Consider the following 26,700-nt stretch of genomic DNA (forward strand, 5'->3'; position numbering starts at 1 on the left):
ACCTACTCAGCCTCCCCGTCATTCCGCTCGTCATTCCGCTTCTGGGCCCGCTCCAGTCGTTCGGCCAGCGCGCTCAGGCCCTTGTGCTCGACGATCTCCTTGAAGGCATTGATGCGGATATGCTTGCCGATCAGTTCCAGCCGGCGCAGCCGCTCGGCGAATTTCACCTTCTTCACATGGCCGATCTCCCGGCGCTCCTTGCCCGTGCCCTCGTAGAGCGCGGAAATCTCCAGATCCGTCACCAGCCCCTGGCGCCAGATGGCAGGCCATTCCCTGATCGGCAGGAGGTCGCCATTCTCGTCATAGAGATCGCCGAGATCGGCCTCGGCCTCGGCGGCGAGCCGCGTCAGCAGCCAGTCCGCATCGACCTTCGTGCGCCCGGAGCGCTCCGCCTTGCCGGCCTCGATGGCGGCGGCGATGGCCGGCTCCTGCAAAAGCGCGCGCGCCGTCGCTTTCGCCCTGCGCGTGGAATAGCCGGCGCGGATTGCCGCCTGCTCTCCATCGAGATCGACAGGATATTCTTCCACAAAGCGCTGCTGCCGCGCCGTCAGTTCCATCATGCCATCATACCCCGGTTTGCCGGAGAGATAGCCGGGCAATGGTTGTCGAGGCGAAAGCGCACACCGGGACAGCCCGGCGGGAACTTTTTCGGATGAGCGGCGTTGTGCGCTCCAGCCAGACCTCGTTCCCTGCGTTTCTGGAAGGATGAGCCCGTGAGCATGTCGTGTCCGGACGATGCTCGCCCCGGCGTGGATCTGGATCGCGGCCACAGGGACCAACCACCGCTTTTAACCGAAAGAAAAGCTCTTCGTTGCAGAGAAAATCGATTTGATAATATCGCAACAGAGACGAGAGGGAGCTTTACGATGCTTGAAAAACTCAGAAGATCTCTTGGTATGTCCGCCAAAGACCGCCGTGAGAGAGAGATAAACTGGATCGGCTATGCCGAAAAGCCATCCAGGCTCGTTATCGAATTTACCGATGGCACCACGCGCACCCATCTCAATGTCCTGCCGGGCCATATCGTCGGCCTGCGGGTGGCGGCCGACAAGCTTGACTATTACGAATCCCAGATTGCGCCCGACAATCTGGCGCTCGAAATCGCAGGCGCAAGGACCATTGCAAATACGAGCACGAAAGCGAGCATCCATATCAGGCCAAATGTGAGCGCGGGGTTCATGAGCCTGGGGGCCACTAGTCTGGCGGCTACGAGTATGGGAGCCCCGAGCATGGGGGCTCCGAGTATGGGAGCCCCGAGTATGGGAGCCCCGAGTATGGGAGCAATGGGTATTGGGCGCACGAGTAAGAGGGCTGTGAGCATGGGAAYGAGAGCGGCGGCAGTTTCCGAAAAGCGCAGGGCGCAGTCCTGAGATCTCACCTGAGGTCCCTGCGTCCGCTTCAGAGTAGCGACCATGGAAGTCTCATCACGACTGATCAAGGAGATCACCTATGATCCGGCGACGCAAATCCTGGAGGTCGAACTCCGCCTGAAAGGCCGCCGCCGCTTTTTCAACGTGCCTTCCTCCGTCTTCAATAACCTGATCACCGCAGCGTCGCCCGGCTGGTATTACACGCAGCACATCCGCGATGCTTTCCCCCGCGCCGACGACAAATCCCGCAAGCGCTTTTCCTTTCCCTGGCTCAGCATCCGCCGCCATCACTGATCGCAGGCGGAATTCCGATCGCCGCGCCTTCAGCCCCGCACCATGAGTGTGCAATGCTGCCGGCATGGCTGCAACAATGGGCTAAGTCTTTGAAAATGAATAAGTGACGCATGAAGGCCAAAAAACTTTTATATTTTTTTCGTCATCCCGAGCTGTTTGCTGAATTGGATTTCTTTACGCGTATTTTCAGGGGTAAGTGGATCACTTATTCAGAATCAATGACTTAGCCGGAATTTCGGGCTTTTTTGCCGCATTTTGCCGATTTGTTATTCATTTTCAGTTGGTTAGTGGGGGTGGAAGAGGGGGAATTCGAGGTGATGTCGCAGCTTTTTGGGTTATGGACTGCGCCGAGCCTGCCCTCCGGCTAACCCAAACACGGATCAACTATATTTTGGAAATTGCTAATTCAATGAAAGATAGCAGTGAGCTTAAGTGGAAACTCAGCTTGCGGGCCGATAACTACTTTATTTCCTGGCGTCTTTCTTTTTTCCGAATTACCCGTTGCGGTCTGCACTCTTCCCCCGTTACTTCAAATATGCTACTATAAAGTGAGTTAGGGAGGGTAACATGCGTATCTTCGTTCTGCTCATCGCCATTGGCCTCAGCGTATCGACCGTCGCACTCGTTCCGCCTGCTGCGGTGGCGGGGCCATGCGACCCGAATGTCGCTAACTGCTAGCCAGAAAAATCCGGATCCACCGGCACTGACTGGTCCCGCTTGAGAACCTGCGAACGCCACTATCTCTGGAGAGGCGGATGGATAATCCCTGGCCGGCGGATATCCCGTGGTCGCTCTGGAACTACCAGGGCCTGACCCTTACCGACATGCCGCAACTGCCCATGATGGGCGTCCGGTTCGAGCCCGCTTTCCTTTACGCTTTCGCTTTCGGCTGCTTTTTCGTCGCCTTCTTTTCCTGGCCGCGGTTCAAGGCGAGGGGGCGGAATATCACTGCCACCTCGGAAGCGCTGCGCGATTTCGACCCGACGGATCTCGGCGGCCAGAATTCACTCCACAGGGCCTATTTCATCTATGCCGGTGCGATGCTCATCATCTATGTGTCGCTTACCTTCTTCGGCAAACTGATCTTCCAGGCAACGCAGATGATCCCCGTTGCCGGCATTTCCGTCGATATTGCCGAACTGAAATTCGACAGTCCGCAATGGCCGCTGACCCTTGCTTTCGCCTTCGCGGGCCTGGCGGATCTGCTGCCACCAGTGCGGATCGCCGAGGAGTGGCTGCGCAATCGCGCCTACCGGGCAGCCGGCATCCCCGTGCGCATCGAACAGACCACGCGCAGCCTCATCGCCACGCTGGAGGAGCCGTCGGCGCGCAACGGCGAGCGCCGGGAGCATTTGCGCAACAGGTGCAGGGGCGCGCTTGCCGAAATGCTGGAGCGCTTTCGCAGGAACTGGGGGGACCAGATCAATGGCTATCCACGCGTCATGCGGCTGCTCGGAAAGCGGACGTCGCGAACCCGCGAGCTGCTCTCGCTGCTGTCACAACTGGAGCTGCTGATCGTCTGGGCAAAGACTACGCGCGGCAGCTGGCCGGGTGCCGAGGTTTCAGCCCGCGTACGGGAGACCGAGGCCAAATTCGTCGATAAGGCCGATGCTCTGCTGAACAGCTTTCAGCGACGGCTACAGGAAACCGGCGATCCCAATGCCACCGATCCGGCCAATGCCGATCCGCATGCAAGTGAAGCCCAGCCGGCCAATGCCGCTCTGCATGCGAGCGAAGCCCGGTTCGACGATTATATCTCGCAGGTCATGAAGGAAGCGACGTCGGCTCGTTTCGAACTGGTGACGCTGCTGGCGATCTTCCTCGAACGCGATCCGGATTTTCGCGGGCCGGCCAGGGCGCCGAAGCCCGGCCAGGCCCACGCGATCGACGCGCTTGCCGATCTGMTCCTGGAAACCGACCGGCCGGATGCCGTCGGCAGCGGGCCGGAGGCGGGGCTGCTGTTGTCGCTCATCCCGGTCTTTATCCTGTTTGCCGCCAGCGCCTGGCGGGGCACGCAGGAACTCGTCGGTCTATATGTGGAGACGACGAACCTCGGCGGCGTGCTGCTGACGGCACTGCTCGAAACCTTGAAGATCGCCTCGCTGACCTGGCTGCCGCTTCTGGCGGCCTTTTCGCTGCGTCAATACCGGTGGGACACGAAGGACTGGGTCGGCGCCCAGCGGGGTTGGGACCATAGAAGTTCCTCGCGCCTGTCGCAGATGATGGGCTGTCTTGCGCTTGCGCTCGCCGCCTCGGTCATCGGGCTGATCGGCGTTGCGATGCTGCGGGCCTTTTCCATCGCTCCGAATGCCAATTATTTCAACGCGCTGCTCGTCGATGGATCGGCTCCCTTCATGCTCTACTATCCGACCCTTGCCATCACCCTTCTCCCCATGGTGCCGATATGCCTGGCGGCGGCCGATGCGCGGGCGCATGGAAGGCCGGTCCTTGGCCATGCGGTGCTCTGCGCCGCTTCGGTGCTGGTGCTTTCCATCGCCCATAGCTGGTTCTGGGATCCCAACTGGCCGGAGGCATGTTTCAGGGCGGAGACGATTGCGACCGCAGAATGCAGCCGGCGGTCGGATACGCTGAGCCGGCTTATCCTGACGGTCCTGACGTTCCTTGCAGGCTGGAACCTCGGCCAGCCCGGCTTCAGCCGAACGCGGCGGCGGATCGACCGAAAGCAGGCGGAGCTTGCCTGCGCTGTCATCATGGCCGCCACCTTCGTGCTGAGCACGCCCGTTTTCGCTCGCGACGTGCGCGTCGGCTTCCGCGACAATATCGAGCCGTTCTCCTATCTGGTCGATGATGGGCACGGAAAGGCGCATCATATCGGCTATCTGGCGGACCTCTGCCACGAGATATTTTCGGTTGGCGAATATACGATCGAGGAAGTGTCGGTTACGACGGCCGAACGCTTCAAGCTGGTCAACGGGGAGACGGTCGGCAAAAAGAAGCCCGTCGAGGTTCTCTGCGATACGGTGACGATGCGCTTTGCCGGGGCGTCACTCAGCGCCAATGGCGATTCAGGCAGCGATGCCGATGGCTGGTCCAAACGCGACAGGAACAGCATCTACTCGCCGATCGTCTTTGCCTCCGGCGTCTCCTATCTCGTCCGGTACACGCGAGGTGCGCCGCTGTATTACGGCGACGCCGCGATCGGTTATGTTTCGGCAACGACGGCCGCAGACGTTGCCTTCAAGAGCTGCCAGGTCGACTTCTTCAGGGCGCTGGCGCCGACCCAGAGAAAGGCGATGTACGAGCGGTGCCATTTCCTCGATGCGGCGGCGGCGGCCAGGAGCAGGATCGAGATGCTGCTGCCCGACAATCCCGGCCCGCCTGCTTCTGCCCCGGCATCGCCTGAAAAGGCGCTGCCAAGCGATATCAGCGCATCGCCTGAAAAGGTGCTGCCAAGTGATATCAGCGTATCGCCTGAAAAGGCGCTGCCGGATGATATCAGGCCATCGCTTGAAAAGGCGCTGGAAAGCGCGCAGAATCTCGCGAACCTTCCGATTCAGCCTGATACGACATCCTTTCTGCCGCTGCCGTCCCAGAAGATGGCGGACAATCTCATCGCCACGCTGAAGGAGATTTGTCCGCCTGGCCCGAAGAAGGCGGGCGACCAGGCCGAGCCACCGGTCGTCGTGTGCGACGAGGCGCTGAAGGCCGATCGGCTCAAGCTGGTATCCGCCGCCATCACCGATCCGTTTTGCCTGTCAGCCCATCCTTCTGAGAGGCCACTAAAGAGATCCTGGCGTGAATATCATTTCTGCCCGATGAAGGATTACAGGGAACTCATCCAGTGGTTCTGCAGCCCGAATCCCCGCCTGAGGCAGATCTTCATGGGCGATCGGGAGTTGATCCTCGGCAAGCTCGACAGCTGGAACGCCCGCAATACGCCCTGCGCGGTGGAACAGTTGGTTGGCGCCGAATATCTGACCTACGAACCCTATGCGCTTCTCGTCAGTCGGGACGATCCCGAGCTGGTGCAATTCGTGCAGACGCGCATCTACCAGATCTTTTCCCACCGCTCGACGGCAACGGCGCGCTTCGCCTCCTATTTCCCCAAGCGCAAGATGTCTCCGGCGCTCGCCTATCTCCACCTTCTTAACGCTGTCGATCCGGAGGAGAGCTATCTTGTTCCCTGCAGCCTGCCTGACAAGGAGCAGAGCGGCGGACCCGGCCCATCCTTGGCGGCGCTTGGTGCTGCTGACGACATCCGGCCCTGCGCACATGATGCGGAGGCCGGACAGAAGTCCGGTCTTACCGCGGCGGTAGCCTCGCTGCTGCGCGCCTTGGGAATCGTGGAGTGAATGAGCATTGCCGTGGCCGCAGCCGGCTCAAGGCTGCGTCGAAACCCCGATTGGGCGAGAGCCGCCCGCTCAACGTCTCAGCTGCCTCTACCCGCCCGGCCGATCGTGCCGATGCCGGCGAGGATCAGGTCTATGCCGGCGAGGAATTGCTCGCGGTCGTCATGGTCGCGCAGCTTCGTCGCCAGGTGATGGATGAAGGGATATCGTGCCGGGTCGAGCTCGGTCCAGCTTGCGGCAATAGTGTCGAGGGCGGCGGTCCTGTCCGTGCCTTGCGGCAGCAGGCGGGCATTGGCGGCATTCTGTCCGGCAACGCCGAGGATGTAATTGACCAGCGCCGAGCCGGCATTGAACAGTGCATCTTCGGCAACGCCAAGCGCCTGCAGCCTGCCGCCGATCGCTTCGAAGATCTCCAGCATCGCCGCCTGCCACGGCTCGCGAAAAAGATGGGTGCCGACCCAGGGGTGGGCGTCGATGGCGTCAAACAGACCGAGGGCAAAGGTGCGGATCGCCTGGCCCGGCTCGGCATCTACAGCGACATCGGTCAGGACGCGGCCGATAATGGCGTCGGTGGCGGCGGTCAGCAATTCGCTCTTGTCGGCGACATGCCAGTAGATCGCTCCGCTGCCTGTCGACAGACGCGCCGCAAGCGCGCGGAAAGTCAGGGCGTTTTCGCCCTCGGCATCGAGGATCATGATGGCCGCTTCGACGATGCGCTCCTTGGAGAGCGCGTCGGTGCGCCGTTCGCCGCGCGGGGTCCGTGTCTGCTGAGTCTTTATTTTCATGGGCCGCATCTTGACATGAATGGAACGACGTTCCAACTACTAGCTATGGAACGTTGTTCCAATCACCTTCGGAAAGGAAGACAATGACTGCAACAGTCACGATCGTCGGGGCCGGCCTCGGCGGCCTTACGCTTGCCCGCGTCCTCGCCGTCAACGGTATAAAGGCGACGATCTACGAGGCGGAGCCTTCGGCCGAGGCCCGCACACAGGGCGGCCAGCTCGATATTCACGTCCATAACGGCCAGCGGGCGCTGGAGGCTGCCGGCCTCACCGAAGCGTTCCGCGCCATCATCCATCACGGCGCAGAGGCCGCACGCGCGCTTGACCAGCATGGCGCGGTGCTGCTGGAGAAGGCCGATGACGGCACGCTGTCGCGGCCGGAAGTGCTGCGCGGCGATCTGCGCCGCATCCTCATCAGCTCCCTGCCTGATGGCACGATCCGGTGGGGCAAGAAACTCACCGGCGTTGAAGCGCTCGGCGCCGGCCGGCACGAACTGCGCTTTGCCGACGGCACCGGCGTCATCAGCGATCTGCTCGTCGGGGCCGATGGCGCGTGGTCGAAGGTGCGGCCGCTGCTTTCGGATGCAACGCCCGCCTATGTCGGCACGGCCTTTGTCGAGGCCTATCTCCACGATGCCGATATCAGCCACACGGCCACGGCGGAAGCTGTCGGCCTCGGCGCGATGTTTGCGCTTTCGCCGGGCAAGGGCATCGTCGCCCATCGCGAAGCGGGCGGCGTCCTGCACGCCTATATCCAGATGAACCGCTCGCCCGAATGGATCGCCGGCATCGACTTTTCTGATACCGCCGCGGCAAAGGCGCGGATCGCCGGGGAATTCGCCGGCTGGGCGCCGGCGCTTACCGCGCTGATCACCGAAAGCGATACGGCGCTCGCCCCGCGCCTGATCCATGCGCTGCCGGATGCGCACCGGTGGCCGCGTCTACCTGGCGTGACGCTCATCGGCGACGCCGCCCACCTGATGGCGCCATCGGGCGAGGGAGCAAACCTTGCCATGTTCGACGGCGCGGAGCTCGCAAAGGCAATCGCCGCGCAGCCCGACAAGATCGAAGCGGCGCTTGCCGCCTATGAAGAGCCGATGTTTGCCCGTAGCGCCACCGAGGCGGAAGGCGCGCGCTTCATCCTGGACCTCTGCGTCGGCGAGCGCGCACCCTATGGGCTGGTCGATTTCCTGGCCGGCAAGCTCGGGCAGGGATGAGGCGCTGAGCCCGCAGCGCCGGCTGCTTTGATGGCGGCAGCAATCGAGCCGAACCAAACGGCATCACTCTTCCCGGCAAAGCGGTGGTTCGGTAGAGTGGCCGAACGCGCGCCAGATCATCTCACCCGGAGGCTCACTATGGCCGAGGTCTTGTTGTTCCACCACGCACAGGGGCTGACCCCGGGCGTGCGTGCCTTCGCCGACGATATCAGGGCTGCCGGTCATATCGTGCACACGCCTGACCTCTTCGACGGACGCACCTTCCAGAGCATCGATCAGGGTCTCGCCTTTATCGGCGAGACAGGATTCGACGCCATGCGGGAGCGCGGCGTCCGCTTCGCCGACGGATTGCCTGCGGGTGTCGTCTATGCCGGGTTCTCGTTCGGTGTGCYGCCGGCGCAGAAGCTGGCGCAGACACGGGCAGGGGCCCGCGGAGCCCTGCTTTTCTACTCCTGCCTGCCGATCAGCGGCGAGTGGGCTTTCGGACCCTGGCCGGAGGGCGTTCCGGTGCAGATTCACGGCATGGACAAGGACCCGGTCTTCGTCGGCGAGGGCGATATCGACGCCGCCCGCGAAATCGTCGAGACGGTCGATGACGCGGAGCTTTTCCTGTATCCCGGCGATCAGCACTATTTCGCCGACAGCTCGCTCCCGTCCTATGATGCGGATGCCACAGCGCTGCTCACGATCAGGGTGCGCGCGTTTCTGGATCGCGTTTGATCCATTCCATGAGATCGGCAGGCATGGACGGGGAAGGCGTGCGTCAGGCCGGGTGACAGGCAGCAATTGACCTGCCAGGGCGAAGATGTAGCCTGTGTCCATGCACGACACGCTGATCGAATATGCCGATCTCATTTCGCTGCTGACGGCCGTCGGCACCTTCGTCGCGATCGTCGCCGGCGTCGTCGAGCTCATCAAGGTGCGCCGCGACCATGTGAAGGAGAAGGAGCAGGAGTTCAACAGCTCCTACCTGACGATCAGCGATGCCTATCACCGGCTGCTCGAACTCTCCGTCGAATATCCCCATCTCGGCATCTTTCCCTGGCAGGAAGAACCCGCCGACCTCTCAGCCGACGACCTCGTCAGGCGCGACATTTTCTACGAGATGATGATCTCGATCTTCGAGCGCGCCTATCTGGAGCGGCACAAGACGCCCGAGATATCGGAGCATTTCTGGCCGGGCTGGGAGACGTTCCTGCGCCGGCAGATCGAGAAGCCGTCATTTCGGAAATATTGGGGGATTTTTGAAGGCGAGGGTGCGTTCGGGGCCTATGACCGGCGGTTCGAGGCGTTTGCGAAGGGGCTGGATGGCGGGCAGCGGGCCGGTGGTCGGGGTGGAGTGTGACAGGGGCGCAATTGGCTGCGCCCCTCCGCTCGGGTCGTCAGCGAGCGCTGTCGATGATTGCGCCGCCATCAGGGGTGAGGCTGTAGCCCGTGATGAACTGCGAATCCCTGCTGGCAAGGAACAGGACCACCGGGGCAATGTCGTCTTCCGGCGAGCCGAAACGCGCAAGCGCATTGGCTGGCGGCGGGACATCCTTTTGCGCAGCGCCCCAGGTGTCTGCGATCGGCAGGACATTGTTCACGGTGATCTTGTCGGCACCCCATTCGCGCGCCGCCGTGCGGGTCAGCGCGCGCACGGCCTCCTTGGCCATGTTGTAGGGACCATAACCGGCCAATCCGACGGTACCGGCCATTGAACCGAAGTTGATGATCCGGCCTTCGCCGCTTTCCTTCAGGTGAGGATAGCAAGCCTGCATGAAGCGCAGATAGGCAATCGGCCCGGTGTCGAAGTTGCGTTGCAGCTGCTCGAGCGAGAGATCGATGATCGAAGACAGGACCGCAGAACCATCGAAGGCATTGTTCACGAGAATGTCGATGCGACCGTAGGCAGCGACAACCTTGTCTACCGCAGCCGTGATCTGGTCGGCCCTACCGACATCGCAGACGACGGCGAGTGCCGTGCCGCCGGCTTCGACGATCTCGGCGACAGCGCGTTCGACGCCTTCGGGCGTGCGTGAAAGAACCGCGACCTTCGCGCCTTCGGCCGCAAGCAGCTTTGCGGTGGCGCGGCCAATGCCGCGGCTTGCGCCGGTGACGATGGCAGTTTTTCCATTGAGTCGACCCATTTCTATCTCCTTGAGTTGGATTGGGTTATCGGGCGTCAGCGCGCTGCCGCCGGCAGGTAGGGGGAGGGTATGTCGCGGGCGTCGTTCTGCGTCATGAAGGAGGTGGCCAGCAGCGCCAGGCCGATCGCCGCCGGCAGAGCGCCGGCGGGTTTCCGGACACCGATATGGGCTAGGCCCGACAGCAGCAGGTGAAATAAGATGCCGGCATAGGCGAGATCGCTGAGCGGCACGCTGATGCGTGAAAGGATCGCGATCGGGCCGAGAACCTTGATGACGATCATGAACGGAACGAGATAGGGAGCCTTGTATCCAAGCTCCGCCAGCACCCCGCGAACCCAGTCGCCCCTGGTGACATAGATGCAGGCCGAAGCGAGGTAGAGCACGGATAGAAGGGCCGTGCTGATCCAGTACAGGTAAAATTCAGTCATAGGTTCATCCCTGTCACTGCCCGCGCAGCAACATTCCTCTCGTCGAGTCTGTCGGTTTTTCTTGAGAGGCGCTTTTACCGCGCTCCCTTGTGCATGCCGGGAAAATGTCGTCTGAGATCTATATTTGCAAGTAGGATGAATTACTTGCGGTTAGTATGGAAAAGCAGACCATGGCCGAAGACGAAGTCAATATGCATGAGGAGATGCGGCGGGCGTTCGCACTGCTTTCCGGCAAATGGAAGCTGGAAATCATGTGGCTGCTCAATCAGCGGGTCTACCGGTTCGGCGAMTTGCGCAAGGCTATCCCCGGCATCACCCAGCACATGCTGACTGCGCAACTGCGCGAGCTCGAAGCAGACGGGCTGGTGTCCCGCACCGTCTTTGCCGAGGTTCCTCCGCGCGTCGAATATGAGATCACGCAAAAGGCCCGCGGGCTCGGCCCCACTATGGAGGCGTTGACGGCCTGGTGGACGGAGCATGGGAAAAGCGTGCCGGCGAGACCGAGCGCGCGCGGCCGCAAAACCGGAGACAGCTGAAACGAGAGATAGCTGGATTGCCTTTGGGCCGAGCGGCAAAACGCTTTCTCCCACCGTCGATCCCTTCGAACGGTTCAGCATTCGATGGAAGCGCTCCGGCCTGGCCGCAGCCGCAAGAGACTGGTTTCATTGCCTGTTTTAACCGCATGCGGCTCATCGAGAGAGAAGACCGGGAGGGCTACCTGCGGCCGGCCGCCACTCCCCCAAACGTAAGTTTGGATTACGGAGGCCTGAGGGCGGCTGTAGGTGTTGAGGGCCGCCACCCGAGAAGCGCTCGAAAACGGAAACGTCCGCAAGCACAGGTTCGAGCGCCGGATCCATGGCGGCATGCAACATCAGCGTGCTGCCGAATGGAGAGTGACAGGCTGGTGTCCACACAACACAGGAGCGCGTCATGTCGCAATCAGAAACAAAAACCCGTCCCTCGGGCCCACAGCAGACAAATATGCCCTCGCAGAACACCTCGCAGGCCGGTGCACCGGCGTCCGGCGAGCTGGTTCCGTCGCGCTACGCGCTTGATATCGGCGATATCGAGGTGCTGGTGGTCAGCGATGGCGTGCTGCCGCTGCCAACCGCGATGTTGGGACACAATGCCGAACCGGCCGTCCGCGCCGCCTGGCTCGGCGACATGTTCCTGCCGCCGGACGCTTTCGACTGGTCGCTGAACGTGGTCGTGGTGCGCAGCGGCAAGCAGACCATCCTCGTCGACGCCGGGCTCGGGATCGACCCGGATCTGAATTTGCCGCGGGCCGGCCAGTTGATCAAGCGACTGGAAGCCGCAGGCATCGATCTGGCATCGGTGACGGACGTGGTGCTGACCCACATGCACATGGACCATGTCGGCGGGCTGCTCGTCGAAGGGGTGAAGGAGCGGCTGCGTCCTGACTTGCGCATCCACGTGGCTGCCGCCGAGGTCAAATTCTGGGAGTCGCCCGATTTCTCCCACGTCTCCATGCCGCCGGGCTTTCCGGATGCGCTCCGGGCGGCCGCCAAGCGCTTTGCCGATGAGTATAAAGGCCAGCTACGGCTGTTCGATGAGGAATATGAGGTGGCGCCGGGCGTGGTCGTCACCCGCACCGGCGGCCACACCCCCGGGCATAGCGTGGTGCGCGTGGCATCCGGCGGCGGCAAGCTGATGTTTGCCGGCGACGCCGTGTTCGCCGTCGGGTTCGAACATCCCGACTGGTTCAACGGTTTCGAACACGATCCCGAGGAGGCGGTCCGCGTTCGTATCCGGCTTCTGCGCGAGCTGGCAGCGACCGGCGAATTGCTGGTGGCCACCCATCTGCCGTTCCCCTCGATCGGCCATGTGGCAGTCGACGGCGAAGCCTTTCGCTGGGTACCGATATTCTGGGACTACTGACCGCTACCGGTTATGACGCCATGCCTCTTGCCGGGTGCCTCCCGGCAAGAGGCTGTACGGCATCAATCAGGCATCTGGATAAGGTGCCTGTCCGTCCGGTAGCTTCCGCGCGCCACCGCATCTCTCACCACCAAAGGCCGCAGGTCCAATTCGGCGAGTGACGATAACGGCAGCCAATATTGTTTCAGGTGCGTCTCGCGGCTGACGACGTCATGGCGATCCAGCGACACGAGGAAATAGTGTTCGGCCTGCTGGATGATCCGGCCGCGATAGCGGAAATGGTTCTCGACGCAGAAAAGGTAACGCGCCTCTGTCACCCTGGCATTCGTCTCCTCCTCGAATTCCCTGCGCAGCCGCGTCTCGAACGTATCGCCGATCTCATATTCGCCGCCGATGAAGGCATAGCAGGAGGATGGATCGTCGGCGGGCTGCTGAACCAGCAGTTTTCCGTCCTCCACCACGATGCCCGCAACCCTGAYCCTTGGGATCTGCCTCGATGCCACGGCCTGAAAGAAGCGATCCTGACTGGATTCCATGTTTCCCCTCCAAATGGATAGAGCCCATCCTCCGACAGGCAGCGCACACCATCAACTCCATGACACAAATCCGCTACCAAAGACTGTGCCATTCCCACGCAGGTCAAGTTGCACACTACGGAAACTCCCCGGCAGGATGGCCTAAATGATGGCGTCCGCAAGATAAAATCTACCAGTGAGGTCCGGCGCAATTCTTGCAATCATCAGGGGTGGTGGAGCCGTTATTGTCGCGATAAGATCAAGCCGATCTCGCGTCGGGCCTCCACTTGGAACTTGTTGCAGGCCCAACGTATTGTCTAGGCGTTGTTCTACCGATCGAGGAATAAAGATGTCTTCAGAATCCACGCGTCTCACATCCGAGGCCATTACACTGTCGGCCGCGGCCGTTCTGAACTCACTCATCTCCGCTCTTGGCAATAAGGGCCTGCTTTCCCCCGAAGAAGAGCGGGAAGTCTATCGCGCCGCCGCCGAGTTGATCGACGAGGCTTCCGGCGACGACGAGGACGGAACCTACGAGCTGGCGCGTGAGCTGATCGAACTCAGGCTTGCCGATATCTAGAGCCTTTCCGGCGAAAACGGACTCGCCTTCAATGCTCTAGCTTATTGTTTTCTCAGCAATTCCGGATGCAAAACCGGTTCCCACTTTTGCTGGAATTGCTCTAGTGGATTGATCGGGCAGCGCGAGAAATGAGTGTTCATGCGTATCCCAAAAACCGATTGCGGATTGAAACCAGTCAAGCTATTCTGCAGCTGATTGTATCGTGCAATCAGAGCCGCCGCCGTGGCGTGGCGTCTGGGAGGAGGAAAAGGGCATGGCCAAGCTTGTGTTCGGAATGAACCAGTCGCTGGACGGCTATATCGACCACCAGCGATTTGCGCCCGGTCCCACGCTCTTCCGTCACTTCATCGAAAAAGTGCGCGACCTGACGGGCAGCGTGTACGGTCGCCGCCTGTACGAGATCATGCGTTACTGGGACGAAGACCATGCCGACTGGGATGCGGCGGCCCGCGACTTCGCGGCGGCGTGGCGGGGCCACCCGAAGTGGGTCGTATCGCGCTCGCTGACATCGGTCGGACCCAATGCCACGCTTGTGGATGATGACCTGGAGGCGGCGGTTCGCGGGCTGAAGGCGCGGCTTACCGGGGAGATCGGCGTTGGCGGATCAGACCTGGCGCGAAGCCTGACCGATCTTGGCCTTATCGATGAGTATCAACTGTACCTCCACCCTGTCGTGCTCGGCCACGGCACGCCCTTCTTCGCCGGCCCCCGGCCGCCGCTCCGCCTTGTCGCCAGCGATCGTCTCGACGAGGACGTGATCAGGCTGACCTACGTTCCGGCCTGACGGCGATAACAGCCGCCGTCGTCCTCTGCATCGCCGCACTCCTGGCGCTTCCGAAAAGCCCGTCCCGTCGTGGAGGCGCTTTGCGCTGACGGGCGGGATGACCGGCGCTGGAGAAGGCCATGCCGCCATGCCAGCTCGGGCAGGCGGGAGGGTCATCACATGGACGTAGGGAGGCACCACCCTCATACCCCGGATTGCTGTCGTACGTTCCCTTAGGAAAGGTGCCAGAATGAGCGTCTTGCAATAGCGGTCGAAGGGCCKGCGATGCGGAAGGGGACGCCGCTGATGCGGAGAATTCATGTTAGTAACCGTGAGTACCTGAGTACATTTGGTGGAGCGTTGAGTATCGGTCGTGCACCCTCTGCCTGGAGTGCAGTTCTGGGATCCGCGACGGTCGTATCTTCCACGAGTACCGATGGTTCCCCAAGCTTTGCCAAACAGGGCAGCGCAACAGTCCAATCCTCCTTTACCGGCACGGTCACATCTCCCCTGATCCCATCAGGCGACATGCAATCGTCCCCGACATCGTCGTCGGTGATGCCGGCGCCTGCGGCCGATGGCGGCACGCAGGACACGTCCACGAAGACGGCGTCGGCTGCGACGGTCTTCCAGACACCTTCCTCGACATCGCAACGCACCGTGCTTGGCCCGGATCCGCTCGAGGAGGCTGCGACACTGCCTGTCGCTCCGGCGCTGACGGGTGTTACCGGCGATGCCGGTACCGGCAGCACCAGCACGGCGGCACCGGTCGGTTCCGCCAGCAGTGTCAACATTGCTGCGGTGCGCCTTCAGGCCTCGATAGCTTCCATCTCGGTGGAGTCGAGCCAGGACGTTTCCGCCGAGACGACCGAGGCGGCCCCGACAGCACTGGTGGCACCGATGGCGACGGCTGCGGCCGCGGCGGGGCCCAACAAGATCGCGCTCGAAAACCTGAAACAGGGCAACCCGATCARCGAGTGGGGTATCGAAGGCGACGGCAACGGCACGATCCAGGGTTTCGCCACTGAAATCAGCACCAATATCGGCGGGACGGTCGATTTCAAGATCGCCACGGATTCCACCCATTACCGCATCGATATCTACCGCATGGGCTATTATGGCGGGGACGGGGCGCGCAAGGTCGACTCGATCGAGAAATCGCTGACCACGGCGCAGATCCAGCCGCATCCGATCGTCGACATGTCGCTCGGCCTCATCGATTGCGGCAACTGGTCCGTGTCGGCGAGCTGGCAGATTCCTGACGATTTCGTCTCGGGCGTCTATTTCGCCAAGCTGGTGCGCGAGGACGGGGTCGAGGATGCCAGCATCATCCCCTTCGTCGTGCGCGACGACGCCTCGACCAGCGATATCGTCTTCCAGACGTCCGATACGACATGGCAGGCCTATAATGCCTGGGGCGGCGCCAGCCTCTATTACGGCGAAGTCCCCGTCGATCCGGCCGACATGATCGGCTACCTGCCGCCGAACTGCAGCTGCGGCCTGACCGCAATCGGCCGCGCCTCGGCGGTCAGCTACAACAGGCCGATCATCACCAATACGAGCCCGATCGGCGGCTCGCACGATTTTATCTTCGGCGTCGAATCCTCCGCCATCTCCTGGCTGGAGCAGAACGGCTACGACGTGTCCTATATTTCGGGCGTCGATGCCTCGCGCAACGGCGCGCTGCTGCTCAATCACGATGCCTATCTCTCCGTCGGCCATGACGAATACTGGTCGGCAGAGCAGCGCGCCAATGTCGAGGCCGCGCGTGATTCCGGCGTCAATCTCGCCTTCTGGAGCGGCAACGAGTGTTACTGGAAGGTCCGCTGGGAAAGCAGCATCGACGGCAGCGGCCAGGCCTACCGCACCATGGTCTGCTACAAGGAGACCTGGGGCACGAGCACAGACCCGAGCGATGTCGGCACCGGCACCTGGCGCGATCCGCGCTATGCCGATGCGGGCCAGGAGCCGGAGAATTCGCTGACGGGCACGATGTTCCAGGTGGACAGCTACCGCCAGGATACGATCTCCATCCCCTACGACTATTCGAACCTGCGCTTCTGGCGCAATACCGAAGTCTCCCAGCTGAACGAAGGGGATACCTACAATCTCGTGCAGAACCTGCTCGGCTACGAGTGGGATTCCGATGTCGAGAACGGCTTCCGGCCGGATGGGCTCGTCAATCTGTCGCTTTCGTCCATCTCGGTGGACACCTATCTGCGCGATTACGGCGCGACAGTCGGTTCGGCCGTCGCCACCCACAGCCTCACCATGTACCGGGCGGCAAGCGGCGCGCTCGTCTTCGGCGCCGGCACCGTCTTCTGGTCCTGGGGGCTCAGCGACAACCACCAGGGGCCGACGACATCGACCGATCGCAACGTCCAGCAGGCGATGGTCAACATGTTCGCCGACATGGGCATCCAGCCGACCACGCTCGATGCGAGCCTGATCCTGGCGACGCAATCGACCGACACGCTGAAGCCGACCTCGTCGATCAGTTCGCCCATCATTGGCGCGAGCTTCCTCGAAGGCCAGCACGTGACGATCACCGGTACGGCGCAGGATTTCGGCGGCGGCATCATCGCCGGCGTGGAAGTCTCCACCGATGGCGGACAGCACTGGTTCAAGGCGACCGGCCGCGAGAGCTGGAGCTTTAACTGGGTCGTCCAGGCAAGTGGCACCTATACGATCATGTCGCGCGCCGTCGACGACAGCGTGAACCTTGAAACGCCTTCGGTCGGAAAGCAGGTCACCGTCGTGCTGCCGGGCACCCAGGGCCTGTGGACGCTTGCGGAAAAGCCGGCAACCGAAGTGGCGATCGACCGCGATCCGGTTGAGCTCGGCCTGCGCTTTCAGGCAACGACGGCTGGCGCCGTGCAGGGCATCCGCTTCTACAAGGGCTTCTACAACATCGGCGAGCATGTCGTCAGCCTCTGGTCGAGCAACGGAACGCTGCTGGCAACGGGCGTGTCGGTGAATGAATCGCTTTCCGGCTGGCAGACGGTGATGTTCTCCAGTCCGATCCAGATCGCGGCCGGCACGACCTATGTGGCCTCCTATCACAGCAACGGGTTCTTCTCCGTCACCGAGAACTATTTCAACGAGCCCTATGCCAGCGGCGCGCTGAAGGCCGTCGATGGCGGCGGCGTCTTCGCCTACGGCACCAATGCCAGCACATTCCCAGGCCAGAGCCCCGGCGGCACCAATTACTGGGTGGACGTGGTCTTCGATGCCGGCCCCAACAGCCAACCGGTCGCGACCGACGACAGCGGGCTGATCATCGGCCACAACGGGAACCTGACGATCTCTATTGCCGCGCTCGTGGCAAACGATACCGATCCCAACGGCGATGCGATGACCATTACCGCCGTCGGCAATGCGCTGAACGGCACGGTCGCTCTCAACACGCAGACCGGAACCATCATCTTCACACCGGCCAACAATTATTCAGGCCCGGCAAGCTTTACCTATACGCTGTCGGACGGGCGCGGCGGCACGGATCAGGGCAGTGTCAGCCTCACCGTTCAGCCGGGTCCGGCCGGCGAGACGCTGTTTACGGGCAGCGAGGGACCGACCGGCGGCGGCTTGAACGACAATACGGCGATGGAACTCGGCATGAAGTTCGTCGCTTCCTCAAGCGGCACGATCTCGGGCATCCGCTATTACAAGGCTGCCGGCGATACCAGTGTGCATACCGGCTCCATCTGGAAGGCGGACGGCACGCTCGTTGCCACTGTTACCTTTATCAACGAGTCGCACTCCGGCTGGCAGACCGCGATCTTCTCCACGCCGCTGCAGATCACGGCGGGTGCGACCTATGTCGCCTCCTACCACACGACCGGCAGCTATGTGGCGACGGCAGGCTATTTCAACACGGCCCATACCAACGGCTCGCTGACGGCGCTAGCAGGTGCGAACGGCGTCTACGCCGTCGGATCTGGCTCGACCTTCCCGACATCGAGCTACCAGTCGACGAACTACTGGGTCGATGTCGTCTACAACCAGTCGACGGGCAACATGGTGCCGGTCGCGGCCAATGACAACGGCTATACGACCTATGCCAACACGGCCCTGTCGATTGCCGCTGCCAACCTGCTCGCCAATGACAGCGATGCCGATGGCGATCCACTCAGCATCACCGGCGCAAACGGCGCGGTCAACGGAACGGTGACCTTCAACAGCCAGAACAACACCGTCATCTTCACGCCGACAGCAGGCTATACGGGTTCGGCAAGCTTCTCCTATTCGATCTCGGACGGGCATGGCGGCACGGCTTCGGCTACCGTCAGCCTCAATGTCGGACAGCAGCCTGACGGCACGGGCCTGTTTTCGGCTTCCGACGCACCGGCAAGCGCTACCGACGACAATTCGTCCGTCGAACTCGGCGTCAAGTTCATCGCGTCGGCCCGTGGCGAGATCACCGGACTGCGCTACTACAAGAGCGCGCAGGACACCGGCACGCATGTCGGCTCGCTCTGGACCAGCAGCGGCCAGCTTCTGGGGCAGGCGACCTTCTTCAGCGAGACGGCCAGCGGCTGGCAGACAGTGACCTTCGCGCAGCCGATCGCCGTTTCGGCAGGCGTCACCTATGTGGCGAGCTACCATTCCAACGGCTTCTACTCGGCAACCGCGAACTACTTCACGTCGGACCATACGAATGGCGCGCTGACGGCGCCGTCGAGCACGGCAAGCGGCGGCAACGGCCTCTATGCCTATGGCACGGGCAGCCTGTTTCCGACGGCGAGCTACAATGCGACCAATTACTGGGTCGATGTGCTCTACCGGGAGCCGGTGCAGAATGCGGGTCCGGTCGCCGCAAACGACAGCGGCTTCTCGACCAATGTCGGCACGCCGATCACCATCCAGGCTTCGGCGCTCACCGCCAATGACAGTGATGCCGATGGCGATGCGATCTCGATCACCGGCGTCAGCGGCGCGGTCAACGGCTCGGTCTCCTATGACAGCCAGGCGCAGACCATCACCTTCACGCCGACTGCGGGATATACCGGGCCTGCGAGCTTCAGCTATGCCATCGCCGACGGCCATGGCGGCACGGCAACGGCCGATGTCTCGCTTGCCATCAACAATCCCGGCCCTGAGCAGAACCTCTTCAGCGCCGGCGCGACCCCTGCAATCGTTTCGACCAACGACAACCAGCCGGTCAATCTCGGCATGAAATTCCAGGCCGATACCGCAGGCTGGGTCACGGGCATCCGCTTCTACAAGGGGGCCGACAATACAGGCCCGCATTCCGGCTATCTCTGGACCTCCTCGGGCACGCTGCTCGGCAGTGTCAGCTTCGACAACGAAACGGCAAGCGGCTGGCAGACCGCGACACTCACCCATCAGGTCGCGGTCGCAGCGGATACGACCTACGTCGTTTCCTACAGCACCAACGGCAATTATTCGGCGACCGGCAATTACTTCAGCGCCGATGTGACGAACGGCGACCTGAGGGGGCTCGGCGGCAGCAACGGCGTCTATGCCTATGGGTCGAGCGGGCTGTTCCCGAGCGCCAGCTATAACAGCACGAACTACTACGTGGACGTAGCATTCAGACCGCAGCTCGCGGCGTAAAGGAAGCGGGCGGGGAGTACCGATGACGCGTGCAGACAACAGACTTCCGGTGACGGTCCTTGCCGGTTTTCTCGGCGCCGGCAAGACGACGATCCTCAACCATGTCCTGCGCAATCGCGAGGGGCGCCGGGTCGCCGTGATCGTCAACGACATGAGCGAGATCAATATCGATGCCGATCTCGTGCGCGACGGAGGCGCCAACCTGTCGCGGACGGACGAGACGCTGGTGGAGCTCACCAATGGCTGCATCTGCTGCACCTTGCGCGACGATCTCCTGAGCGAGGTGCGCCGGCTCGCCGCCGCCGGCCGCTTCGACTATCTGCTGATCGAGGGCACCGGCATTGCCGAGCCGCTGCCGGTGGCGGCAACCTTCTCCTTCCGCGACGAGAGCGGGGCCGCGCTCTGCGATGTCGCGCGGCTCGACACGATGGTTTCCGTCGTCGATGCGGTCAATCTGCTGGCCGATTATGCGAGTGCGGAATTCCTGCGGGATCGCGGCGAGAGCCGGGACGGAGACGACGAGCGCAGGCTCGTCGAACTGCTCGTCGAGCAGATCGAATTCGCCGATGTCGTGGTCATCAACAAGGCACAGGATGTCACGCCCGCAGCGCTTGGCGAGGTTCGCCGCATCGTTGCCGCGCTCAACCCCGATGCCCGTGTCATCGAGACCGGCTTCGGCCGGCTGGAGCTCGACGCCATCCTGAATACCGGGCTCTTCAGCGAGGCGAAAGCGGCGCGCCATCCGCTCTGGCACAAGGAACTCTTCGGCTGGGGCGACCATGTGCCGGAGACAGAGGAATACGGCATTTCGAGCTTCGTCTATCGCAGCCGCCGGCCGTTCGATCCCACACTGCTGAGCCAATTCCTCGACAGGAAATGGCCGGGCCTCATCCGCGCGAAGGGGCATTTCTGGCTGGCGACAAGGCCCGACGAGATCGGCCTGCTGTCGATTGCCGGCACCCAGTGCCGCATCGATACCAAGGGTTTCTGGTGGGCTAGCGTGCCGAAGGCGCAATGGCCGCGCTTTCAGCCGTTCCGCCAGCTCATCGACCGGCATTGGGACGATGCCTGGGGCGACCGTCGCCAGGAGCTCGTCTTCATCGGCGCCGGCTTCGACGAGGACGAAATCCGCGCCGCACTCGACGATTGCCTGACCGGTGGGGAGACAGGCTTCGATCCGCAGGCTGCCGCCGGGCTTCGGGACCCGTTCCCGGCCTGGCAGCACGCACATATGCATGCACATTCAAGTAGTTAGAGCGTCCTGATGGACGTAGGATGCCCTAAGGTGAAGACGTTTTGATTATCAACCAGAGGAGAGAACAATGAGCAACGAACTTTATGCAGACGGTATCGGCGAAATCACCATCACGGGAACGATCGTGCGCATCGACCTGATGTCGCTCTCGGCCACCGACCGTGACGCCAACAACAATCCGAAGCCGGTCTTCCGCCAGCGCATCATCATGCCTGTCGATGCCTTCGCCAATGCGGTCGATCTCATGCAGAAGGCGCTGGGCGGGCTGGTCGAGGCGGGCGCGGTTCGCCGCATCGGCGACATGTCGGCGGCGGCCGCTGCCGATATCCAGTCGGTGCAGGGCGGCGGTTCGAACGCTTCGCCGAACTTCAACTGATAAAAATAAATATCGCCTCGGTCTTGTATTGTTTCGGGTGGGCCATGAGTGGTTTTCTGCATACCAATCTGCACTGTCTTGCTCTCGTCGCGCGTCATCACGGCGTCGATCTCGCTCCTGAGCGATTGCAGCACGATTATGCCGTCGGCAACGATCCCGTTGCCGTGCGGCAGCTGCTGCGCATGGCCAAGGATGCCGGCCTGAGGGCAAGGCATCTTGAGCTCAACTGGCGAAGCCTGTTCCAGCTCGGCGAGGCCTTTCCGGTGCTCGCGGAACTTTCGAACGGCAACTGGGTGGTCATCGCCGGGGCTGTCGGGGAGGGCGAGGATGAGAGGATCCGCGTTCTCGACCCGCTCGCCTCACGCGCCGAAGTGATGATGCTCAGCGAAGAGCAGTTCGCCAAGGCCTGGCTCGGATCGGTGATCCTGCTGAAGCGCAACTATCGCATGTCCGACGAGGACCGGCCCTTCGGCTTCCGCTGGTTCGTCCCCGAAATCATCAAGCAGCGCAGCTTCTTCCGCGACGTCGCGCTCGCCGCCTTCGTGCTTTACGGCCTCGGGCTCACGACGCCGATCTTCTTCCAGCTCGTCATCGACAAGGTGCTCGTGCACCAGAGCTATGCGACGCTGACGGTTCTGACGGCGGGCATTGCGATCGCGCTCATCTTCGACGCGACCTTCACCTTCCTGCGCCGCTACCTGCTGCTCTACGCCACGAACAGGATCGACATCCGCGTCGCGACACGCACCTTCGGCCATCTGCTGAACCTGCCGATTGCGCTCTTCGAGCAAGCCTCGGCCGGCGTTCTCGTCAAGCACATGCAGCAGACGGGGCGCATCCGTGAATTCCTGACCGGCCGGCTGTTCCTGACCCTTCTGGACGGCGTGTCGCTTCTCGTCTTCGTGCCGATCCTGCTTCTCTACAGCGTCAAGCTGACGCTGGTGGTGCTCGGTTTTGCTGCCCTTGTCGGGCTGGTGGTGATGATGCTCGTCGGGCCGTTCCAGCGCCGCTTGCAGGCGCTCTACCAGGCCGAAGGCGACCGGCAGGCCTTGCTGGTGGAAACCGTGCACGGCATGCGCACCGTCAAATCGCTGGCCCTGGAGCCACGCCAGCGCAAGGTGTGGGATGATTATTCGGCCCAATCGATCTCCGTGCGTTTCCGGGTCGACAAGATCTCGACCATCGCCCAGGCGATGACGGGATTGCTGGAGAAGCTGATGAGTGTGGCGATCATCGGTCTCGGCGCGCTCGATGTCTTCAGCGGCACGATGACGATCGGCGCGCTGGTCGCCTTCAACATGCTCGCCGGCCGCGTCTCGGGACCGCTCGTCCAAATCGTGACCATGGTGCACGAATATCAGGAAGTGGCGCTCTCGGTGCGCATGCTGGGCGAGATCATGAACCAGCGGCCGGAGCAGGCGGGCCGCGGGCGCGGTGTCCGGCCGCATCTGCAGGGCCGCATCGAATTCGACAAGGTCACCTTCCGCTACGGCCCGGACAGCGCGCCGGCGCTCGACAATGTCTCCTTCGCCATTCCGGCGGGCTGCGTCTTCGGCGTGGTCGGCAAGAGCGGCTCGGGCAAGACGACGATCACAAGGCTCATCCAGGGGCTCTATCAGAGCCAGGAAGGCCTCGTGCGCATGGACGGCTATGACAGCCGCGAGATCGACCTCGTGCATCTGAGAACCAGCATCGGCGTCGTGCTGCAGGATAACTTCCTGTTCCGCGGCTCGGTTCGCGAAAATATCGGCGCCGCCAAGCCCGATGCCAGCATCGAGGAAATCATGGAAGTCGCGCGCATCGCCGGCGCCGAGGAGTTCATCGAGCGCCTGCCGCGCGGCTTCGACACGATGCTGGAGGAAAACGCCTCCAACCTGTCCGGCGGCCAGAAGCAGCGCCTGGCGATTGCGCGTGCGCTGATCACCGATCCGAAGCTGTTGATCTTCGATGAGGCAACCAGCGCGCTCGACCCTGACAGCGAGGCGATCATCCGCGAGAACCTCAGCCGCATCGCTGCCGGGCGCACCGTCATCATCGTCTCGCACCGGCTTTCGACGCTCGTCGATGCCGATGCCATTCTCGTCGTCGAGCGTGGCAAGGTCGCCGATATCGGCCGGCACGATCAGCTTGTATCGCGCTGCATGACCTATCGCCACCTGTGGTCCCAGCAGATGAGGCAGGTCGCATGAACGCGCACGCCAGAAAACCCAGCGAGAACCTGCCAGTGCCATCAGACAAAGGTCCTTCAGACAGAGGGCGATCGGGTCAGGGCAGAGAACTGATCGCCCGCCCGCCGCTGCCGCCGGCGATCGCGGAATTCCAGTCCGATGCCGTCGAGCTTGAGGAACGCGCGCCGCCGCGGGTGGCGCGCATGACGCTCTATTGTGTGACGGCGCTGATTGCCGCGGCAATCATCTGGGCCTCGGTCTCGTCCATCGACGAGGTGGTGATCGCGCCCGGCAAGCTCGTCACCACCCAGCCGACCATCGTCGTCCAGCCGCTCGAAACCTCGATCATCCGCACGATCGAGGTGAAGGCCGGCGAGGTGGTGCATGCCGGGCAGACGCTGGCGACCCTCGACGCCACTTTCAGCCAGGCCGATGTCGACCAGCAGCAGGCGAAATTCGCCGCACTCGACGCCCAGGTGAAGCGCATCGAGGCCGAGCTTGCCGGCGACGACTATACGAAGTTGGCGGGAAACACCCCCGACCAGACGCTGCAGGCGCAGCTCTTCGGCCAGCGACGGGCCTTCTACATGGCGCAGCTGCAGAATTTCGAACAGCAGATCGCCGGCCAGTCGGCCGCTCTTGCGGCGAGCAAGAACCAGGAGGCCGTGCTCAACGACAGGCGCGACGGGCTCTCGCAGATCGAGGCAGCGCGGGAGCGGCTCTATAACAAGCAGAGCGGCTCGCTGATCACGCTGCTCGGCTCGCGCGACGCCCGCCTCGACGTCGAGTCCAGCCTGTCCGCCGTTCGCGGCAAGGCCGACGAGGCAGCGCACGCCTATGCCAAGCTCAGGGCCGACCGCCAGGCCTTCATCGAGGATTTCCGCCGCGCCGCGATGGAGCAGCTGGTGGAACTGCGCGGCCAGCGCGACATGGCCGACGAGGAACTGAAGAAGATGGAGCTGCGCCGCAACATGGTGTCGCTGACCGCACCCGCCGATGCCGTCGTGCTCGATCTCGCCCAGCGCTCCATCGGCTCCGTCGTGCGCGAGGCCGAACCGGTGGTGACGCTGGTGCCGATCAACGTGCCGCTCGAAGCCGAAGTCTCGATCAACACCCGCGACATCGGCCGTGTCGCCGTCGGCAAGGACGCCCGCATCAAGCTCGACGCCTATCCCTTCCAGAAATACGGCACGGCCTCGGGCGAGGTGAGGACGATCAGCCAGGACACGTTCCTCACCGGCCAACCGGAACAGACCGCCACGCCCAGCCAACCGGCAGCGCCTTTCTTCAAGGCAAGGATCCTGCTCGCCGACACCCGGCTGAATGCATCGGACGTGCCCGTAAGGCTGCTGCCTGGCATGACCGTGACGACGGAGATCAAGGTGGGGAACAGGACGGTGATCTCGTATTTCCTCTATCCGCTGCTGCGCGGGCTGGATAGCGCGATCCGGGAGCCGAATTGAGGGGGCCGCAGGGCGAGGTGTAGGGCGAGGGGCCCTGCACCAGCCAGGGGATGGGGGCGCGCCGCCGCTTACGGCGCTGCCCCCAGACCTGTTTTTGGGCGTCCGGGTGCGCGGCGTCTTCGGCCCGTCATCTCGGTGGGAAGCAGTCATGACGGGAAGTTTGAGGCAGGCACCTGCGCCCAAGGTGAACTCATCTGCAGCCATGGCCGCTTTCAGGGCAGAATCGGGCTTTTTCGTTGATCAAGGATAAGGCCGCTTCGCGCCTCCATAGTGGTCATCGAGCCACCGGTCGACGTCGCCGCAAAGCGGACATTACGTGGTGAAAACACCCGGTCGCAGCGGAGCCATAAGCTGTCATCTCGCCATTTCAGTGACGAGGGCTCGGCACTGCAGTGTAGTGGCGCTATGCTGCAATCCGAAAAAGTCTAGTTCCGAAAGGACATATTGGCGAGTCTGATCCGGGGCGAGATGGCTTTATGGCTTGCTGTGCTAACGACGAAGAACACCGGCAGACAAATGCCAGCACGGAGACAATACTGGCGGCAGCCTGAGATATTCCTCTTCCGCCCTTTCGCCGAGGCGCTCTACTGTTTCGAAGCACTGAACCGGCCGCTGGCAGACGCGGAAAATCCGCTGACCGGCCGGCAGCGGCAGATATTGACGATGATGGCGCAGGGCAAGACGAGCGGCGAGATCGCCGAGGAGCTGAACCTGTCGCGGCGCACGGTGGAGGCGCACCGCGCGAGAATGATGCGCTCCACCGGGATCAGGAACGCTGCGGAACTGATGGCCTGGTTCTCGACCGAGATGAATTGAGGTGTGTTTGAGACGCATGAACGGCGTGTGGCCGATAGCTTCGGCCACACTAGCCGCGTGATACCGGAGTCAGCCGCTGATCGGCGGCCGCGACGGTGCAAGCCTCATGGTCTGTGAGTAGGCGAGCGGTGAACGGTTGCCCGGAAGATTGGCGTCGAGGATGAGCGTCTTTACATCGTCGATGCGAATATCGATCACGATGACATCCTCAAGCTTGTCGATCTGCCATACGGCATAGCCGAGGCCTGGGCCGTATCCGCAATCGCATTCGCAATAGCCGGATGTAAGCTGGTGGGGTAGACATGGCAGGAACATGATCAACGGCTTTGGCAAATCATAGCAGTGCCCTTCATAGGAGTAGCCGTATATGACGCCGATACACCTGCCTTTGTCATCGTCGCAGCATTTCTTGGAGGATATCTCCACCGGGAGAGAATAAACATCGAAACCCAGCAGGCCCGCGAGTGTGATTTTTTCCTTAAAAATCGCAAAGATGGGATCAAGGGTGTATGCTAGGCTTTTTCTTACGATTTCTGCTATTTTCTTTGTATCGCCCTCGATGTTGTTGACGTGTAGGTCATTTTCGAGTCGTTTTAGTAMCTCTTTCTCGGAATTTACAAAGATGGGCGCGTGATCAGCCAAGCGCCCATATAATCGCACTTCGCCTGGTCTATAGGCGCTATAGTTGGGAGGCGTTAGGCCTGTTGGGTTTGGACCTACACCGGGATGGCAGCAGCAGTCGCTCATGTTCCCCT

The 26,700-nt window shown here is 62.3% G+C and carries 22 protein-coding genes; 16 read left to right on the forward strand and 6 right to left on the reverse strand.

What is annotated here, in order from left to right:
• Positions 1-2 precede the first annotated feature (2 nt).
• On the reverse strand, positions 3-560 hold the full coding sequence (locus tag AC1D35_RS19150) for a terminase small subunit (protein WP_113311893.1): 558 nt from the start codon (positions 558-560) through the stop codon (positions 3-5).
• Positions 561-866: 306 nt separating this feature from the next.
• Between AC1D35_RS19150 and AC1D35_RS19155 the strand changes: the two genes are divergently transcribed.
• The 3 genes from AC1D35_RS19155 to AC1D35_RS19165 all read left to right on the forward strand — a co-directional run bounded on the left by AC1D35_RS19155 (position 867) and on the right by AC1D35_RS19165 (position 5,977).
• The gene (locus AC1D35_RS19155) at positions 867-1,370 is read left to right on the forward strand and encodes a hypothetical protein (protein WP_477939530.1); all 504 of its coding nucleotides are present in this window, start codon (positions 867-869) and stop codon (positions 1,368-1,370) included.
• A 42-nt stretch (positions 1,371-1,412) separates the two neighbouring features.
• A complete protein-coding gene (locus AC1D35_RS19160; RefSeq protein WP_113301916.1) occupies positions 1,413-1,664 on the forward strand; it encodes a KTSC domain-containing protein in 252 nt (83 codons plus the stop codon).
• Between the two features lie 755 nt (positions 1,665-2,419).
• Positions 2,420-5,977, forward strand: coding sequence for a type 2 periplasmic-binding domain-containing protein (locus tag AC1D35_RS19165; RefSeq protein ID WP_477939532.1), 3,558 nt, complete (start codon positions 2,420-2,422; stop codon positions 5,975-5,977).
• A gap of 77 nt (positions 5,978-6,054) precedes the next feature.
• On the opposite strand, the gene AC1D35_RS19170 is transcribed toward AC1D35_RS19165, so the two are convergent.
• On the reverse strand, positions 6,055-6,759 hold the full coding sequence (locus AC1D35_RS19170; protein WP_113311898.1) for a TetR/AcrR family transcriptional regulator C-terminal domain-containing protein: 705 nt from the start codon (positions 6,757-6,759) through the stop codon (positions 6,055-6,057).
• 83 nt (positions 6,760-6,842) lie between these two features.
• On the opposite strand from AC1D35_RS19170, the gene AC1D35_RS19175 reads away from it, so the two are divergent.
• The 3 genes from AC1D35_RS19175 (at position 6,843) to AC1D35_RS19185 (ending at position 9,321) form a co-directional block, all read left to right on the forward strand.
• Positions 6,843-7,976 carry an FAD-dependent oxidoreductase gene (locus AC1D35_RS19175; RefSeq protein ID WP_477855140.1) on the forward strand — a complete coding sequence of 378 codons (1,134 nt, stop codon included), beginning with the start codon at positions 6,843-6,845 and terminating at the stop codon, positions 7,974-7,976.
• 138 nt (positions 7,977-8,114) lie between these two features.
• Positions 8,115-8,696, forward strand: a complete 582-nt coding sequence (locus tag AC1D35_RS19180; protein ID WP_477939534.1) for a dienelactone hydrolase family protein — start codon at positions 8,115-8,117, stop codon at positions 8,694-8,696.
• Between the two features lie 100 nt (positions 8,697-8,796).
• Positions 8,797-9,321 carry a hypothetical protein gene (locus AC1D35_RS19185; RefSeq protein ID WP_477939561.1) on the forward strand — a complete coding sequence of 175 codons (525 nt, stop codon included), beginning with the start codon at positions 8,797-8,799 and terminating at the stop codon, positions 9,319-9,321.
• A gap of 37 nt (positions 9,322-9,358) precedes the next feature.
• Here the strand turns inward: AC1D35_RS19185 and AC1D35_RS19190 are convergent, their stop codons facing one another.
• Together AC1D35_RS19190 and AC1D35_RS19195 are read right to left on the reverse strand one after the other, a co-directional pair.
• Positions 9,359-10,105 (reverse strand): SDR family NAD(P)-dependent oxidoreductase, encoded by a 747-nt coding sequence (locus AC1D35_RS19190; RefSeq protein WP_477855142.1) that lies wholly within the window; start codon positions 10,103-10,105, stop codon positions 9,359-9,361.
• Positions 10,106-10,140: 35 nt separating this feature from the next.
• The gene (locus AC1D35_RS19195) at positions 10,141-10,533 is read right to left on the reverse strand and encodes a DoxX family protein (RefSeq protein ID WP_477855143.1); all 393 of its coding nucleotides are present in this window, start codon (positions 10,531-10,533) and stop codon (positions 10,141-10,143) included.
• 155 nt (positions 10,534-10,688) lie between these two features.
• Between AC1D35_RS19195 and AC1D35_RS19200 the strand changes: the two genes are divergently transcribed.
• Together AC1D35_RS19200 and AC1D35_RS19205 are read left to right on the forward strand one after the other, a co-directional pair.
• Positions 10,689-11,069 (forward strand): winged helix-turn-helix transcriptional regulator, encoded by a 381-nt coding sequence (locus tag AC1D35_RS19200; RefSeq protein WP_477939537.1) that lies wholly within the window; start codon positions 10,689-10,691, stop codon positions 11,067-11,069.
• A gap of 394 nt (positions 11,070-11,463) precedes the next feature.
• Positions 11,464-12,432 carry an MBL fold metallo-hydrolase gene (locus AC1D35_RS19205; protein ID WP_477939539.1) on the forward strand — a complete coding sequence of 323 codons (969 nt, stop codon included), beginning with the start codon at positions 11,464-11,466 and terminating at the stop codon, positions 12,430-12,432.
• A gap of 62 nt (positions 12,433-12,494) precedes the next feature.
• On the opposite strand, the gene AC1D35_RS19210 is transcribed toward AC1D35_RS19205, so the two are convergent.
• On the reverse strand, positions 12,495-12,968 hold the full coding sequence (locus AC1D35_RS19210) for an NUDIX domain-containing protein (RefSeq protein ID WP_477939541.1): 474 nt from the start codon (positions 12,966-12,968) through the stop codon (positions 12,495-12,497).
• Between the two features lie 328 nt (positions 12,969-13,296).
• Here AC1D35_RS19210 and AC1D35_RS19215 point away from each other — a divergent pair, with 328 nt between their 5' ends.
• The 8 genes from AC1D35_RS19215 (at position 13,297) to AC1D35_RS19250 (ending at position 25,945) form a co-directional block, all read left to right on the forward strand.
• The gene (locus tag AC1D35_RS19215; RefSeq protein WP_113312257.1) at positions 13,297-13,527 is read left to right on the forward strand and encodes a hypothetical protein; all 231 of its coding nucleotides are present in this window, start codon (positions 13,297-13,299) and stop codon (positions 13,525-13,527) included.
• A 253-nt stretch (positions 13,528-13,780) separates the two neighbouring features.
• A complete protein-coding gene (locus tag AC1D35_RS19220; RefSeq protein WP_113312258.1) occupies positions 13,781-14,311 on the forward strand; it encodes a dihydrofolate reductase family protein in 531 nt (176 codons plus the stop codon).
• Positions 14,312-14,575: 264 nt separating this feature from the next.
• Entirely contained in the window at positions 14,576-19,867 is a 5,292-nt protein-coding gene (locus tag AC1D35_RS19225; RefSeq protein WP_477939544.1) for a DUF4082 domain-containing protein, read from the forward strand.
• Positions 19,868-19,889: 22 nt separating this feature from the next.
• Positions 19,890-21,122 carry a GTP-binding protein gene (locus AC1D35_RS19230; RefSeq protein ID WP_477939546.1) on the forward strand — a complete coding sequence of 411 codons (1,233 nt, stop codon included), beginning with the start codon at positions 19,890-19,892 and terminating at the stop codon, positions 21,120-21,122.
• Between the two features lie 67 nt (positions 21,123-21,189).
• Positions 21,190-21,498, forward strand: coding sequence for a hypothetical protein (locus AC1D35_RS19235; protein ID WP_113301933.1), 309 nt, complete (start codon positions 21,190-21,192; stop codon positions 21,496-21,498).
• Positions 21,499-21,542: 44 nt separating this feature from the next.
• Positions 21,543-23,687, forward strand: coding sequence for a peptidase domain-containing ABC transporter (locus AC1D35_RS19240; protein ID WP_477939549.1), 2,145 nt, complete (start codon positions 21,543-21,545; stop codon positions 23,685-23,687).
• On the forward strand, positions 23,684-25,129 hold the full coding sequence (locus tag AC1D35_RS19245; RefSeq protein WP_477939550.1) for an HlyD family type I secretion periplasmic adaptor subunit: 1,446 nt from the start codon (positions 23,684-23,686) through the stop codon (positions 25,127-25,129). Before AC1D35_RS19240 ends, AC1D35_RS19245 begins: the two co-directional genes overlap by 4 nt.
• 516 nt (positions 25,130-25,645) lie before the next feature.
• Positions 25,646-25,945: a helix-turn-helix domain-containing protein gene (locus AC1D35_RS19250; protein WP_245503764.1), complete on the forward strand. Its 300-nt coding sequence runs from the start codon at positions 25,646-25,648 to the stop codon at positions 25,943-25,945.
• Between the two features lie 69 nt (positions 25,946-26,014).
• Here the strand turns inward: AC1D35_RS19250 and AC1D35_RS19255 are convergent, their stop codons facing one another.
• The gene (locus tag AC1D35_RS19255; protein ID WP_477939552.1) at positions 26,015-26,692 is read right to left on the reverse strand and encodes a hypothetical protein; all 678 of its coding nucleotides are present in this window, start codon (positions 26,690-26,692) and stop codon (positions 26,015-26,017) included.
• Between the last annotated feature and the right edge of the window lie 8 nt (positions 26,693-26,700).

It is taken from the genome of Rhizobium sp. P1_E6, assembly GCF_056405875.1.